The following is a 13,244-nucleotide window of genomic DNA, read 5'->3' as shown; positions in this document are numbered from 1 at the left end:
TAGCTGGGTACTTTTCCAGCGCTTGGTTTCGAGCAGGCATAAAAAAACCGCGCCACTTAAACAGTGGCGCGGTTTTTTTGGCGCTGGAACTCAGGTGTCTTGCTTGTTTTCCAGCACGGCGCCGGTCTTGGCGTCGAGCTTCACTTCAAAGCGTTTGCCAGCGGTGTCGGTGACGTCAACTTCGTAAACCAGTACACCGTTTTTGTGGTCCAGCTCGGTGTCGGTGATGGTGGCGCCAGGGTGCGTGGCGACGGCTTTGGTGTTGAGTTGCTCAAAAGGCATCACGGCGCCGGACTTGAGCAGGCCTTCAATGTGATCCGGACGAACATCCGCCTGGGCCAGGCCGGCGGTCAGGGTCAGGGCGGTAGCGGCGAACAGAGCAGTCAGGGTTTTCATGGTGTGTGTCCTTCTTCGGTGAGCTGTTTAAGTGGGCTCAGGTTAACCAGCGCAACTTAACTCACCCTTAATTATTTCAACTAGTTGCGCCATTTGTTCAATCCGCTGTGCCTGGCGGCTTTCATGCTGGGGGCTCACTTAAAGGGAGACTCGGATGAAACGTTTAGTGGCTTGGCTTTACGCGCCTGTATTCCTGCTGGGATTTGTGGGATGGGGGCTGTGGCAACCCGATGCGCTGGTGTGGGTGTTTGCGACAGCGCTGGCCGTGTCATTTTTGACCGAACATTGGCTGCCCTATGAGCCGCAATGGAATCGCAGCCTCGGCGATCGACGCCGCGATACGTTCCACGCGCTGGTCAACGAAAGCCTGAACGCCCTGGGCCTGTTGATACTGCCGTGGCTCACCGGCCTGCTGGCGTTCGAAGGCATTTGGCCGAGTGGCTGGCCGATGTGGGCGCAATTGCTGCTGGCCATCGTCCTTGCCGATGCCGGCATCACCCTGATGCATTACGCGAGCCACCGGGTTGCGCCACTCTGGCGTTTGCATGCGGTGCACCACAGCGTGCAGCGGCTCTATGGTTTTAATGGGCTGATGAAGCATCCCTTGCATCAGATACTGGAGGCCACGGCAGGCTTGCTGCCGCTGATCCTCTTGGGGATTTCGGTGGAGGTTGCGCAGCTACTGGCGTTGGCCATCGCGATTCAACTGTTGTTGCAGCACGCCAACGTCGACATGCGCCTGGGGCCGTTGCGCTGGGTGTTCGCCTGGGCGCCGGTGCATCGGTTCCATCACATGAAGTATGGCCGGGCTGGGGATGTGAACTTCGGGCTGTTCTTCAACCTGTGGGATTGGCTGCTGGGCACGGCGTTTTACCGCGAGGCCTATCGCATGGGCCCAGGCGACCTGGGGATTGGCAGCCGGCCGGATTTCCCGCTGGCGTATGTGGCGCAGTTGCGCGAGCCGTTTATGCCGGTGCGCGATAGCCAAGAACCGCCGTTGCCGGACGCACTACGCTAACAGGCGCACGTCCAACTGGCGCAGCGACGCGCCCGCCGTCACGCCAAACATCTGCTTCATGGTCCGCGAAAAATGCGCGGAGTCGGCGAAGCCCGCAGTGTGCGCGGCCTCGGTCAAGCTGCTGCCGGCCAGCGCCAGGCGCAGGGCTGCGCGCACTCTTCGCCACAGCACCAGGCGGCGCACGGGCAAGCCCAATTGGTGAGTGAACAGGCGTTCCAATTGGCTCAATGACAGGTGTGCGGCGTGTGCCAGTGCCTGGGCAGAAACCTTGCCGCTAAGGTGTTGATCCAGGGCTGACAGTGCCCGCTCCACGCGCGGGTCGATGAGGGTGCGTCGGGGTAATTGGCGCAGGTGCACGTCCAGCGTTTCGAGGCACGGTTGCGCATCGATCAACAGGCGTTCCAAGGCTTGGGCCGCAAAGCGGGCAGGCTCGGCATACAGCATCAACACCTCACCCTCGCTCGCGAGAATGGCGTGGCTGTGTCGCGAAGGGATAAACAGGCGATGGGCCGTGGTGACACGGCCATCAAGGCTGACCGTGACCGGCTTGCCGGGGCAGAATAATAACTGATGGGCATAGTGCGCGTGGGGCGCGGTGCGCCCCAGCTCGCCGAGGATCAGGCCGTAATCACGCCCCAACCACAGGCGACCTGACCATTCGGGTTTCACTCAGTAGCCGTTGTCCTTGAGCAGGTCCTGCACACTCGACGACGGCCAGCGCTTGTAGAACTTCAGCAGCTCGGCGGCGCGGTTAGTGAAGATGCCATCGACGCCGGCTTTCATCACTTTCTCGAAGTCCACCGGCTCATCGACGGTATAGACGTGCACCAGCAGGCCTTTGTCGTGGGTCAGCTTGTTCATCTCAGGCTTCACCAGGTCGGTGTAGCTCTGGTCGCCATGGTTGGTCAGCTCGGCCGATGGGCCAGTGCCGATGGCGCCGAGGCTCTTGGCTTCGTCGACCCATTTTTCGAACTCGGCGGCGTCTTTCGGCTCTTGCTTGGCGTAGTAGGCGGCCTTGGTCGGCTCGCCGGACTCGGCGAAGGTCTGCGCGGACTTCGGTTCGATGCTGCCTGGGCCGACCCACAACAGCAGAATTTTCGGGGTGTTGGGCATTTCTTTTTGCAGCTCTCTCAAGCTGTCTTTCTCAAACGTTTGCAGCACGACGCGGCCCTTGCCCTGGCCAACGCCGGTGTTGCTCTTGCCCAGCTTGGAACCGGCGGAGCTCAACCAGCCTTTGTCCAGCAGCTTGTTTTTCAGGTCGGCTTCGATGCCCGGAAACTGCTTGGGCTCTTTAGTCTCGATGTACAGGCCGGGTTTGTGCTGCGGGTTGCCTTCGGCGATCTTGATGATTTCGTCCAGGCTCTGGATTTTCAGGCCGACGAAAGCAGGGCGCGCGCGGTCTGGGTAGGCAGTGTTGAACCAGCTGCCGGCGTCCAGGGTGCGCAATTCAGCCCAGGTGAATTCGTTGGCCGGGGCGTCTTTGCGCTCCGGGAACTTGGTGGCAACGTCGGTGGTGCGCTGCAGGTTGTTGTCGTGCAGGGCGAACAGCACGCCGTCCTTGCTGCGCTGCAGGTCCATTTCCAGGTAGTCGGCACCCAGGTCGCGTGCGAGCTTGTAGGAAGCGGCGGTGGATTCGGGGGCGTCGTAGGACGCGCCGCGGTGGGCGATGACGGCCGGGTACGGAATGCCTTCGTTTGTCGACAATTCAGCCGGGCTGATCGGGTCGCCAGCCTGCGCTTGGCCAAGGCCGAGCATCAGCGCGAGCAGCAGGGCGCTCTTGGAAAACGTGACAGGCATAAGCGAAGTCCTTTCGTGGAGGTAACTTTGAGAAGGCATCCTTTTTAACAATTGATTGCGAAAGGCGCTATCACCAAACCGACATTAACGTGCGCGCGGGCCATTTTTCTGGGTTTTTTTGTGCTGCATTGCAGTATTCTTGGCCGAATTGCCCCGTTAGAGGGCAGTGATTTCTGCCACGCGTGTAAACCATCTTTCCAGTCCCTGTGGGACTTTTCAGTGAGGTTTACCATGCGCATCACGTCCGAGCTTATCTGCCAGGCCGCCGACCAACTCCACGGGTTTGTCGGCCTGAACCGCAAAACTGGCCAGTACATCGTACGTTTCAGCGAAGATTCCTTCGGCATGGACGTGGCCGATGACGGCATCATCCCCACCGCCGAATTTGTCTGGCTGCCGGCCGCCGACCACGCGATGACCTTATCGCGCGAACGCCTGCAATTGCTGCTGGACCAGAACATCGACGATCGCATCAACATCACCGAGCCGTTGCGCGTGTATATGCGCCGAGTGGAGATCCCGCAGATCAGTGCGCTGCGCAGTTTGGTCAGCTAAGCGAATGTCGTTTTTGCAGACAATAAAGATCAAAGGTGGGAGCTGGCTCCCACAGGGGTAAGCATTTCAGTTTTGGAAGGCGTACGCCCGCTCCACCTTGCACACGCGCGTGTGGAACGCCGAGTACCAGCTGGCGCGACCTTGCTCGCGCACCTCGCGATGCTCGGCCTGCTGTTTCCAGGCCAGTATCGCGGCCTCGCTCTGCCAATAGGACACGGTGATCCCCAAGCCGTCTTCGCGGGCCGATTCCACCCCAAGAAACCCCGGTTGTTCGCGCGCAAGCTCCAGCATGCGCGCGGCGGCCTGGCCGTAGCCTTGATCGCCCTCGGTGCGCAGTGAGCTGAAAATAACCGCGTAGTAGGGCGGGGCGGGTGTGTTGGCGATCATCGTGCCAGCGCCTGGCAGGCCTGGAGCAGGGCAGTCGCCAACGGCGGGGTAGTGCCTTTGAGCGCGGCGCGTTCAGGCTGGAACAGGGTGGCGACGAAAAACGGGTGGTCCAGCAGCTCCATGGCGCGCAGATCACCCGCCGAATCGTGGCCGCTGGCAATCAAGTCGCCTTCAAGCAGTGCGTTGGCGAACTCGGGGTTGATGCCGTAGCGGCAGCGGTAACCTTCATGGATATCCAGGCTGGCGTAGGCCTCGGCGATGCGGGTGTACGGCACCAGGCGCACGGTATCGGTCGCCTCCACCAATGCGCAGTTGAGTGGCGTGATCACCGCGCGTTTGGCCTGTGGGGCCAGTTCGCCGTGTTCGGCATCCGCCCAGCCCAGCACGTTGCGAGCATATTCCAGCACCGCGTGTTGAAAACCACCGCAGGTGCCGAGGAAAGGGCGCTTGTGCTCGCGGGCAAAACGGATCGCCCGCAGTGCGCCGTCGGTGTCGCGGTAGGGGCTGGCGGGCACGCACCAGAAGCCATCGAAGCGGTGCAGTTGGGTGTTGGGTGTGAGCGAATCTGTGTCGAGCCATTGCACGTGGACGTTCAGGCCCAGGGCTTCGGCCGCCTGTTGCAGCGCCACGGGAATGGCTTGGTGCGCAATCACGTCAGGGTTGTAGTCGCCGATCAGGGCGAGGTGCAGGGTGCTGGCTTTCATCGTGTAGGCCCCATGGCTTGTTGTGTCTTGGTACGCACTATAGATTGGCGCTCACGCAATAAAAATTGGCGTTTGCCCACATGCTCAATGCAGCCACGCACTATCAAATTGACTACCCAGACTTGTCGCTGATCCTCGCCTTGGTGCGCGGCGGCACCCTGGCGCGGGCGGCGGCGTTATTGCGGGTGGATGTATCCACGGTGTTCCGTGCGGTGCGGCGGCTGGAGGCGGCCCTGGGCCAGACCCTGTTTGAAAAAAGCCGCGCCGGTTACCTGCCCACCAGCTTAGCCAGTCACCTGGCGCAGCAGGCCGAAAACGCCGAACAGGCCCTGGAAGCGGCGCGCATTGGCGTGGAGCAGGGCGGTGAAGTGATCAGCGGCACCGTGCGCCTGACCTGCACCGACTCAGTATTGCAAGGCTTGCTGCTGCCGGCGTTGGCGCAGTTCATGCCCGAGTACCCGGCGTTGACCCTGGAGTTGAGCACCTCGAATGATTTCGCCAACCTCAGCCGCCGCGATGCGGACATCGCTCTGCGCCTGACCAAGACGCCGCCGGAGCACCTTGTGGGGCGTTGCCTGGGCACGGTGGCCTATCAGGTGTGCGCCAGTGCCGGTTTTGTGCGCCAGCATGCAGGCCGCGAGTTGGCCGACCTGCCCTGGATCGCGCCGGACGACTTCCTGCCCGATCACCCCACGGTCGCCTGGCGCCGCGAGCACTTGCCGGGCGTGCGCCCCAGTTATCGCTGCAACAGCATGTTGTCGGTCACCGAACTGGTGCGGGCGGGGTTGGGCGTGGCGGCGTTACCGGATTTTCTCTTGGGCGATGGCTTGCAACCGTTGGGGCCTGCGTTGGCCGGGCGGGATAGCGCACTGTGGCTGCTGACGCGCCCGGACTGCCGGGCGCTGCGTTCGGTGGTCACGTTGTTTGATGAGCTGGGGCGGCATGTGCGGTTGCCCAGTGGCTAGCTGTGGCGAGCGGCTTACTGTGGCAAGCCCGCTCGCCATAAGAAGCCCGTTCGCACGGGAAACTTTCAGGTTTTGCGCACAAACTGATCATGCATTTCGCAGGTCAGGCTTTCGATGCGTTCGGTCAGTTGCTTGGTCATTTCCGTCAGGCGGGTGTTTTGCTCCAGCAGTTCCAGCAGCTGTTTGGTGGTCTGCGCCGCTTGGGCCTGGCGCTCGGTGTTTGCAATGGCGATGTCTTCGCGGTGCTGGGCATCGGCGTCGGACTGGGCTTTGTCGCGGGCGGCCTGGCGTGTCTGGGCCAGCAGGATCAGCGGCGCGGCATAGGCTGCTTGCAGGCTGAAGGCGAGGTTGAGCAGGATGAACGGGTACACGTCGAAGTGGGTGATGCCGGTGATATTCAGCACTATCCACACCAACACGATCACAGTTTGCGCGCCGAGGAAGGTCGGCGTCCCGAAGAACCGTGCGAACGCCTCAGCCTTGAGGGCAAAAGTGTCGTTGCCGAAGGTCGACATCAGGTGCGCGTGGCTTCGGTGGAAACGCAGGTGATCGACGGGGGCGGCGTCTGGCTTGTCTGGGGTCATGGCGGGCTCGAATCCTTAGCGTAAGACTAGTCAGCACTATAGACCGAGCCCCCGGGCCAAACACATGAAGATCGGGTCAGTTGGTGCCCCGCTCATTGGCAAACGCGCTCACCGCCTGTACGGCCTCGCCAGTGCCTTCGCGAATCTGCAGGATCACCGTCCCGGCCTGGTTGGCCAGCTCCACACCCTGTGCGGCACGGTCGCGAGTGCCTTCCATGCTGTCGATGGCCTGACGGGTTTCCTCTTGGATCATCGCGATCATGCTGGAGATTTCCGCCGTCGAGCCGCTGGTGCGTGCCGCCAGTTGGCGCACTTCATCAGCGACTACGGCAAAGCCGCGACCTTGCTCGCCAGCGCGCGCCGCTTCGATGGCGGCGTTGAGGGCCAGCAGGTTGGTCTGGTCGGCGATGCCGCGGATGGTGTTGACGATGGCGGTGATCTGCTGCGAACGCTCGCCCAGCTTGGCGATCAGTTGTGAAGAGCCGTCAATGTCAGCGGCAATTTCGCGCATGCCGCTGGCGGTTTGCTGGATCACATTGGCGCCTTTTTCGGCGATGTCCCGGGTGTTCAAGGAGATGTGATAAGCCTGGGCGGCGCTGGCGGCATCGGCGGTGTGTTGCTGCACCTTGGCGGTAATGTCGGAGGCGAACTTCACCACTTTGCACAGGCGCCCACTGGCGTCGTACACCGGGTTGTAGTTGGCTTCGAGCCAGACCGTCTGGCCGTTTTTGTCGATGCGTTCGAACTGGCCGCTGAACAGTTCGCCCTGGTTCAAGCGTTTCCAGAAATCGTCGTATGTCGCGCTGTTGGCCAGCTCCGGCTTGCAGAACAGGCGGTGATGCTTGCCCTGGATCTGCGTCAGGCTGTAGCCCATGCGCTGCAGGAAATTGTCGTTGGCGGTGATGATGGTGCCGTCGAGATTGAACTCGATCACCGCCATGGCGCGGTCGATGGCGCCCAGCTTGGCATTGGCTTCGCTTTCGGCCTGCAGGCGTGGGGTGACGTCCATGGCGTACTTCACCACCTTGATGACCTGGCCTGTGTCATCGCGCACCGGGTTATAGCTGGCTTCCAGCCACACCGACTGGCCATCGCCGGCCACCCGTTCAAAGGTGCCTGACTGGAATTGGCCATTGCGCAATTGCGTCCACAACTGGTTGTACTCGGCGCTGCGGCTGAAGGCGGGCGTGCAGAACATCCGGTGAGGCTGGCCCACGATCTGTTCGGCGCGGTAGCTCATGGTTTTGAGGAAGTTGTCATTGGCGCGCAACACCGTGCCTTGCAGGTCGAATTCGATCACTGCCATGGAGCGCTCGATGGCCTCCAGCAGGCTGGCGTGTTGGGCGTTGGTGTGTTGCAGGGTACTGATGGTTTTTTTATGGGCGTTGAATAGCATGTTCGAAGGCTCGGGGAACCACGCGTCTGAGGTATCCATGAATATGCGCCTGCCCCCGTAGGGCACCAGGCCTTACGGTTGACTTGCTCATTGTCAGCTTCCTTGTGCTGACAGAGTGGGGTGGAACAACGGGGTCAGAGTGATCGGTCGGTCAAGGAGTTCGCCGCCGGAACGGGCATTTTCAGGGGAAGCGACCAATGGAGGCATTATGCTATTGCGACAGGCTGACGTAAGAGAATTCAGACGAGATGTTGTAGGACGACTTAGGCGGAATGGGCCATTACATAGTCGCTGACATTCACTCGGTTGCGACCGGTGTCCTTGGCCGCGTACAGCGCGCGATCCGCGGCGTTGAGCCACATCGCGGCATCGCTGAAGGTGGGCTGGAAGTCCGCCAGGCCAATGCTCAGGCTCACGCGCAGCTCGGGTATCTGCGGGTTGCGGTAGTTACTGAATGTTTCGCGCATGTGCTCCATGACCTTCGCGGGTGCTTGCAAAGGCATTTGCGGAAGAATCACACAGAATTCATCGCCACCGTAACGACCGGCCAAGTCGTTTTCTCGCAGGACTTTGCGCAGTTCCAGGCTCAGTTGCCTCAGTACGGCATCCCCCACGATATGGCCGTGGGCGTCATTGATCTGCTTGAAGTGGTCGATATCAATCAGGGCAATGGTGGCGTGGCTTTGTTGCAGTTGGCATTTGTGGAATTTCAAGTGCAGCAGGTCTTTCCAGGAGCCGTGGTTGAGCAACCCGGTCAAGCTGTCCGTGCGGCTCAGGGCGCTCAGGGCGCGTTTGTGTTCGGACAGTTTGATTGCCAACTGATAGCAGACCATACCGATGGCCATCGGATAGAGCGTCAACATCGGCAGGCAGGTGTAGACCTGGGTGAGGCTGACGTTGGGGTTGAACTTGATCCCGAACAGCCCCCACGCCAACCCGATGCCGGCGGCCTGTGCCAGCAGCCCGCGCAGGAACAAACGCTTGCCGCCCGCAGCGACGTTATTCATGGTCATCATTGACAGGATGGTCACCGTCGTCAGCGGCGTGAGCTGGATAGCCGCGGCCCAGAAACCGCCGAACAGTGAGTCGTAGAGCAGGTTGCGTTGTTCGGCCTGGAAGGGAAACTGCGAACGCGTTGAAAGCTGGTAGGCCACGTGGGCCCAGATATAACCGTTAAATAGCAGAAACGCCCAGACCCAGCCGGGCATTGCCAGAGGGTAAAGCGCGCCAGCGACACTGATACAACCGATGCCCAGGCCGATGATCCTTGGCTTGTAGATACGCCTGGCAAATGAAAGCCCTTTGCCTCGTCTGTTTTCCATAATGTTCCAGGTCAGCTCTTTTTTGCAGATACGACAGCATGCGTCAGCGGTTGGAACCGTTGATCGGATAATAGTTGTGAATATTGTCAGTTATTCGCGTAGCAATAATCAGTGTCCTTCCAGGCCATTTGCGCAGCACTGCGTGCAAATCGGCTAAAAACGACCTGGAATGTCGCGCCTGCAACAGGCTTTTACTGCGGGCAGGGCGCGCTGACTTCGTAGCCGGCCAGGAACAGGTCGATAGCCGACTCGATAACGCTGGCCTGACTGGCGTCGTCAAGGACCGGCTGGCCCAGGGTGATCTGGGGCCAGAAGGCGAAGGCCTTGAGCAGGCTTTGTATCTGGTGGGCTGCGAAGGCCGCGTCGGTGCAGCGCAGCCGCCCATCGTCCTGGGCGGCGCGTACCCATTGGGTGAAACCTTCTTCGCGCTTGCTCAGGCGGTTGACCATATCTTGCGCGCGTTCCGGCGAATGGATGGTGGCGGCAATCGCGACGCGGGCCAGGTCGAGGAAGTTGGCGTCTGCCATCATCTTCATCTTCGCTTGCAGCAAGCCGCGCAATTGCTCGCGCAGGGGGCGGTCACTGGTGTAGCTCACGTCCAGTTGTGCAACGCTGCTGGCCCACAATTGGTGGAGGATTTCGGCAAACAACTCTTCCTTGCTGGGGAAGTGGTTGTACACCGTGCGTTTGGAAACGCCGGCGGTGGCCGCAATTTTGTCCATGCTGGTGACCTCGAACCCGTTAACCCGAAACTCGGCGATGGCCGCAGCCACGATGGCTTCGCGTTTACGGTCGGTGAGGCGCAGGGGAGCAGTCATGGAGGGCGTTCGACTCTAAAAGGAAAATTACACTCGGTAGTTTACTTGCTCCGGGATTTGTTGCAATCTAGAAACTACACTGTGCAGTGTAATTATAGAGCGGAATGTAGGAGTCACTCAGTTATGGCCACGATTTCAAGCCGACTCGACCCAGCGCCAACGGCACTCAAGCCTGCCGAACAGGCGCAAGGGCACTTCAGCAACGACGCCCCGGTGCAACACGGTGGCTTTGGCAAGACGTTGCGGATTTTCTGGAACATGCTTTTCAACAAACCACGCAGCACGCGGCCGGTAGGCAAGATTCCGGTGCAACCACTGACGCGCGAGCAACTGCTGGCCGCCCCTGACCACAGCGTGTTTCGCCTGGGGCATTCCACTGTGCTGCTGAAAATGCGCGGTAAATTCTGGGTCACCGACCCGGTGTTTGCCGAGCGCGCCTCGCCTTTCAGTTGGGCCGGGCCCAAGCGCTTTCATCAGCCGCCTATCAGCCTTGAAGACTTGCCGCCGCTGGAGGCGGTGATTCTTTCCCACAACCATTACGACCATCTCGACCACAAGGCTGTCGTCCAACTGGCCGACAAAACCCGATACTTTCTCGCCCCGCTGGGCGTGGGCGACATCCTGGTGAAGTGGGGTGTGGACGCCAGCAAAGTGCGGCAACTGGATTGGTGGGAAGGCACCGAGGTGGACGGCATTCGCTTTGTCGCCACGCCGGCCCAGCATTTTTCCGGGCGTGGCCTGTTTGATAGCAACCAGACCCTGTGGTGTTCCTGGGTGATGATCGACGGCGCGCGGCGGATTTTTTTCAGTGGCGACACGGGCTATTTCGACGGCTTCAAACGTATCGGTGAACACTACGGCCCGTTCGATCTGACGCTGATGGAAACAGGTGCTTACAACGTCGACTGGCCTCATGTGCATATGCAGCCGGAACAAACCCTGCAAGCGCATATCGACCTGAAAGGGCGTTGGCTGCTGCCAATTCACAACGGCACCTTCGACCTGGCGTTCCACGCCTGGCACGAACCCTTCGACCGCATCATGGCCCTGGCCTGGGAGCGCAACGTGTCGATTACCACCCCGGCGATGGGGCAGGCGTTCAGTTTGAACCAGCCTGAACGCGGGCATGCGTGGTGGCTGGACGTGGAAACTCAGGGTGTAAAAGAGCACGCTGCGGGGTAAGGCCAAGCGTTCTGGAAAAAGGGTTTTTCAGGGTGTTTCAGCTCTGCGACAAACGTCAGATGGGAGTGCGATGATCCCGGGCAGACTATTCTCGGGGGTGTAGGTTTTGATGGATAACTATTGTGGGGTGCATTGGTGCATGAGGTTGCCGTGCCCGATAGGGCATTCATTGCCCTTGACCGAGGAACCGGTCGGTTCGCCGCTCGCATCAACCCATTCTCAAACGGATAAGCCAAACTCGGGCGGTATTGTCTTCGGCGCCGGGCACCGTGATGGCGTCGCGCTAATTCCCGGCTATAACACCTTGGCTCCGCATCTGAGGTCGCTGCGAGATCCTTCGTTATCACTCATTGCCTTAAGTGGTATCGATCCCACAGGGCCGGTGATGGAAGAAGTCCCCTTTGTGCTGAATAACACCACCTTCACCGCCTCCGAGCTGCTTTCGGGTTGGCGTATTGGGTTCGCTTACCGTTACGTGCTTGATGAGCCCATGGAACACAGCGCGGCCCTGCGTGGAGCCTTCGATATCCTGCGCCAGGCCGGGGCGCAGTTGGTGCCGGTGAACGCACGACGTAAGGATCACACCCTCCAATTCACTCTGCAACGTAATGAAATCGACGAACTTGTTTCCGGGCATCGTCTTGATGCGTTGATGTCTGAAGATCAAAGTGCCGCGTTTCATGACGCTTGCGTAAGCGGATATCCCTCGTTCAGCGTGCCTGTGGCAGGTGGGACGAAGCTCTGGTTTTATGGCGCTCAGTGGTCGCGTGATGCGTTACCCACGTTGCTGCGTGCGTATCGACAGCTCAGCGCTAACGTGTGAGGGGGCGAGGATCAACTACGTGGCGTGCTAACCCCTCTTACGCTGTAAGTGGCTAGGGTTCTAACGTCTGGAAGGGGCTGGGGTTCTTAGAATGGTCAACGGGTCAACCTTGATCCTTGATGACTTCTGAACCCTGGAGAGGCCTTATGGTTGGCGTTGAATATGGCATGTACTCGATCATCCGACAGGGTGCGCAATCGCTCGCAGTGGACCCGCCACCCGCCGATAAGTGCTGCCGTCGAAATCTTCGACAATTTCCAATACCGCGTTACCACCAAATCCTTTCAATGCCTTGGTTTGTGAGTGCCTGCCACCTTCTTTAGCGAGGTGCAGTGCAAAACCAAACACGTCCTGAACAGAACCGGGCATCAACTGAAGATCTTTTTTACTGCCGCCCACCCATAGGAGTGGCTTCCATGGACTCATGAGACGACATACCTAAATAGGGATAAGCGTGAGTGCGAGTAAATAATTTACTCTGCCGCCTCATAAGCCACAGGCGCTGATGGTTTGAGTGACGCTCCGCGCACACTCATCCCCCACCCCGGCGCAAACCCCGGAAAAAACACCAGCCCTTCAGCCTCCAGCCGAAAGGCCAATGCCAGGCGAGTGTCATCATCCACATCACCCTGACTTTCAAAGCGTTGTACCGCTTCCACCGTCAACCCGGCTTGTCGGGCCAGTTCTTCGCGGCTCCAACCGAGCATCGCGCGGGCCTGCACGCTGTGTTTGGTGGTGAATTGATGCAGGACGATCTGCTGTTCTACGAAATTGCTCATTGCCAGAGAGGACATGGGGTTTCTCCAGGTTCGACGGGGGAGGGCAAACTATACTGTGTTTTTGTACAGTTGTTTTGACCGCTCATCAACTGGATTTTTCATCATGACTACCCCTGCGGCCTCCATGATGAGCTCAGGAGGTTGCAGCGCTCATGTATCAATAGGAAAATCCGGGTGCGATTGGGCGTACCAGAGGAAGGCGCGATGTCCATTTTTGAAAGCGATTGGAAGAAATTCAAAGGTTAAGGGCGTTGGCCCTCGACCGCTTTGCCAGGGCGTATTGGCCGACGCCAAGACCATCAGCATGCACGGTGCTCTGCCCGCTCATGCTCGCTAAGGAATGTTGTACGGCGTGATTTACGACCGCAACAGGGACATGGCCGATATGTTTGACCATTACAGTCGCGCGTGGGCCTGTTCGTGTCTGGCGTTGATGGTGCGTCACGACCTTCTGACCGATGCCGAGCTGGCGATGCTCAGCGAAGAAACGCCTTCAGGCCATCATCCAGCCCTATGAG

Annotated in this window: 17 protein-coding genes; 6 read left to right on the top strand and 11 right to left on the bottom strand. The window is 59.8% G+C overall.

What is annotated here, in order from left to right; all coding sequences use genetic code 11:
* Nucleotides 1-90 precede the first annotated feature (90 nt).
* A complete protein-coding gene (locus tag KZH41_RS24265) occupies nucleotides 91-396 on the bottom strand; it encodes a PepSY domain-containing protein (protein ID WP_094953035.1) in 306 nt (101 codons plus the stop codon).
* A gap of 154 nt (nucleotides 397-550) precedes the next feature.
* Here KZH41_RS24265 and KZH41_RS24260 point away from each other — a divergent pair, with 154 nt between their 5' ends.
* Nucleotides 551-1,414 (top strand): sterol desaturase family protein, encoded by an 864-nt coding sequence (locus KZH41_RS24260; protein WP_263273872.1) that lies wholly within the window; start codon nucleotides 551-553, stop codon nucleotides 1,412-1,414.
* Here KZH41_RS24260 and KZH41_RS24255 read toward each other — a convergent pair.
* Both KZH41_RS24255 and KZH41_RS24250 read right to left on the bottom strand, forming a co-directional pair.
* Nucleotides 1,406-2,083, bottom strand: coding sequence for a helix-turn-helix transcriptional regulator (locus KZH41_RS24255; protein ID WP_094953036.1), 678 nt, complete (start codon nucleotides 2,081-2,083; stop codon nucleotides 1,406-1,408). The two genes, KZH41_RS24260 and KZH41_RS24255, sit on opposite strands and share 9 nt — an antisense overlap.
* A complete protein-coding gene (locus KZH41_RS24250) occupies nucleotides 2,084-3,211 on the bottom strand; it encodes a glycerophosphodiester phosphodiesterase (RefSeq protein WP_094953037.1) in 1,128 nt (375 codons plus the stop codon).
* A gap of 231 nt (nucleotides 3,212-3,442) precedes the next feature.
* Between KZH41_RS24250 and KZH41_RS24245 the strand changes: the two genes are divergently transcribed.
* Entirely contained in the window at nucleotides 3,443-3,766 is a 324-nt protein-coding gene (locus KZH41_RS24245) for a DUF2025 family protein (protein ID WP_094953038.1), read from the top strand.
* Nucleotides 3,767-3,832: 66 nt separating this feature from the next.
* On the opposite strand, the gene KZH41_RS24240 is transcribed toward KZH41_RS24245, so the two are convergent.
* Nucleotides 3,833-4,153, bottom strand: coding sequence for an antibiotic biosynthesis monooxygenase family protein (locus KZH41_RS24240; protein ID WP_094953039.1), 321 nt, complete (start codon nucleotides 4,151-4,153; stop codon nucleotides 3,833-3,835).
* Complete coding sequence (locus KZH41_RS24235; protein ID WP_094953040.1) at nucleotides 4,150-4,857, bottom strand: CTP synthase; 708 nt, start codon at nucleotides 4,855-4,857, stop codon at nucleotides 4,150-4,152. The genes KZH41_RS24240 and KZH41_RS24235 overlap by 4 nt, the downstream gene beginning before the upstream one ends.
* Before the next feature lie 80 nt (nucleotides 4,858-4,937).
* On the opposite strand from KZH41_RS24235, the gene KZH41_RS24230 reads away from it, so the two are divergent.
* Nucleotides 4,938-5,822, top strand: coding sequence for a LysR family transcriptional regulator (locus KZH41_RS24230; RefSeq protein ID WP_094953041.1), 885 nt, complete (start codon nucleotides 4,938-4,940; stop codon nucleotides 5,820-5,822).
* 65 nt (nucleotides 5,823-5,887) lie between these two features.
* On the opposite strand, the gene KZH41_RS24225 is transcribed toward KZH41_RS24230, so the two are convergent.
* From KZH41_RS24225 to KZH41_RS24205, 4 genes are all read right to left on the bottom strand, one after another.
* Entirely contained in the window at nucleotides 5,888-6,406 is a 519-nt protein-coding gene (locus KZH41_RS24225) for a DUF1003 domain-containing protein (protein WP_094953042.1), read from the bottom strand.
* A gap of 76 nt (nucleotides 6,407-6,482) precedes the next feature.
* Nucleotides 6,483-7,802: a methyl-accepting chemotaxis protein gene (locus KZH41_RS30340; RefSeq protein WP_094953043.1), complete on the bottom strand. Its 1,320-nt coding sequence runs from the start codon at nucleotides 7,800-7,802 to the stop codon at nucleotides 6,483-6,485.
* Nucleotides 7,803-8,065: 263 nt separating this feature from the next.
* Nucleotides 8,066-9,124: a diguanylate cyclase gene (locus KZH41_RS24210; RefSeq protein ID WP_263273871.1), complete on the bottom strand. Its 1,059-nt coding sequence runs from the start codon at nucleotides 9,122-9,124 to the stop codon at nucleotides 8,066-8,068.
* 191 nt (nucleotides 9,125-9,315) lie between these two features.
* Nucleotides 9,316-9,942, bottom strand: coding sequence for a TetR/AcrR family transcriptional regulator (locus KZH41_RS24205; RefSeq protein WP_094953045.1), 627 nt, complete (start codon nucleotides 9,940-9,942; stop codon nucleotides 9,316-9,318).
* Nucleotides 9,943-10,065: 123 nt separating this feature from the next.
* Here KZH41_RS24205 and KZH41_RS24200 point away from each other — a divergent pair, with 123 nt between their 5' ends.
* Both KZH41_RS24200 and KZH41_RS24195 read left to right on the top strand, forming a co-directional pair.
* Nucleotides 10,066-11,124, top strand: a complete 1,059-nt coding sequence (locus KZH41_RS24200) for an MBL fold metallo-hydrolase (RefSeq protein WP_263273870.1) — start codon at nucleotides 10,066-10,068, stop codon at nucleotides 11,122-11,124.
* 175 nt (nucleotides 11,125-11,299) lie between these two features.
* Nucleotides 11,300-11,947 carry a hypothetical protein gene (locus KZH41_RS24195; protein ID WP_263273869.1) on the top strand — a complete coding sequence of 216 codons (648 nt, stop codon included), beginning with the start codon at nucleotides 11,300-11,302 and terminating at the stop codon, nucleotides 11,945-11,947.
* 177 nt (nucleotides 11,948-12,124) lie between these two features.
* Here KZH41_RS24195 and KZH41_RS24190 read toward each other — a convergent pair whose 3' ends face one another.
* Complete coding sequence (locus tag KZH41_RS24190; RefSeq protein ID WP_256589304.1) at nucleotides 12,125-12,373, bottom strand: type II toxin-antitoxin system RelE/ParE family toxin; 249 nt, start codon at nucleotides 12,371-12,373, stop codon at nucleotides 12,125-12,127.
* A 47-nt stretch (nucleotides 12,374-12,420) separates the two neighbouring features.
* Nucleotides 12,421-12,741, bottom strand: a complete 321-nt coding sequence (locus KZH41_RS24185; protein WP_263273868.1) for a helix-turn-helix domain-containing protein — start codon at nucleotides 12,739-12,741, stop codon at nucleotides 12,421-12,423.
* Nucleotides 12,742-13,078: 337 nt separating this feature from the next.
* On the opposite strand from KZH41_RS24185, the gene KZH41_RS30335 reads away from it, so the two are divergent.
* Entirely contained in the window at nucleotides 13,079-13,243 is a 165-nt protein-coding gene (locus KZH41_RS30335; protein ID WP_318654892.1) for a hypothetical protein, read from the top strand.
* The last annotated feature ends 1 nt before the right edge of the window (nucleotide 13,244 follow it).

The sequence above is a fragment of the Pseudomonas sp. YeP6b genome (assembly GCF_025642995.1).
In the GTDB taxonomy this organism is placed as follows: domain Bacteria; phylum Pseudomonadota; class Gammaproteobacteria; order Pseudomonadales; family Pseudomonadaceae; genus Aquipseudomonas.
Note: the sequence above shows the minus strand (reverse complement) of the source record. Positions and strands in the feature narration are given on the sequence as shown.

Coding starts and splice junctions, on each gene's coding strand:
- KZH41_RS24265 (WP_094953035.1), bottom strand. CDS start 396: ATGAAAACCCTGACTGCTCTGTTCGCCGCTACCGCCCTGACCCTGACC.
- KZH41_RS24260 (WP_263273872.1), top strand. CDS start 551: ATGAAACGTTTAGTGGCTTGGCTTTACGCGCCTGTATTCCTGCTGGGA.
- KZH41_RS24250 (WP_094953037.1), bottom strand. CDS start 3,211: ATGCCTGTCACGTTTTCCAAGAGCGCCCTGCTGCTCGCGCTGATGCTC.
- KZH41_RS24245 (WP_094953038.1), top strand. CDS start 3,443: ATGCGCATCACGTCCGAGCTTATCTGCCAGGCCGCCGACCAACTCCAC.
- KZH41_RS24240 (WP_094953039.1), bottom strand. CDS start 4,153: ATGATCGCCAACACACCCGCCCCGCCCTACTACGCGGTTATTTTCAGC.
- KZH41_RS24235 (WP_094953040.1), bottom strand. CDS start 4,857: ATGAAAGCCAGCACCCTGCACCTCGCCCTGATCGGCGACTACAACCCT.
- KZH41_RS24230 (WP_094953041.1), top strand. CDS start 4,938: ATGCTCAATGCAGCCACGCACTATCAAATTGACTACCCAGACTTGTCG.
- KZH41_RS24225 (WP_094953042.1), bottom strand. CDS start 6,406: ATGACCCCAGACAAGCCAGACGCCGCCCCCGTCGATCACCTGCGTTTC.
- KZH41_RS30340 (WP_094953043.1), bottom strand. CDS start 7,802: ATGCTATTCAACGCCCATAAAAAAACCATCAGTACCCTGCAACACACC.
- KZH41_RS24210 (WP_263273871.1), bottom strand. CDS start 9,124: ATGGAAAACAGACGAGGCAAAGGGCTTTCATTTGCCAGGCGTATCTAC.
- KZH41_RS24205 (WP_094953045.1), bottom strand. CDS start 9,942: ATGACTGCTCCCCTGCGCCTCACCGACCGTAAACGCGAAGCCATCGTG.
- KZH41_RS24200 (WP_263273870.1), top strand. CDS start 10,066: ATGGCCACGATTTCAAGCCGACTCGACCCAGCGCCAACGGCACTCAAG.
- KZH41_RS24190 (WP_256589304.1), bottom strand. CDS start 12,373: ATGAGTCCATGGAAGCCACTCCTATGGGTGGGCGGCAGTAAAAAAGAT.
- KZH41_RS24185 (WP_263273868.1), bottom strand. CDS start 12,741: ATGTCCTCTCTGGCAATGAGCAATTTCGTAGAACAGCAGATCGTCCTG.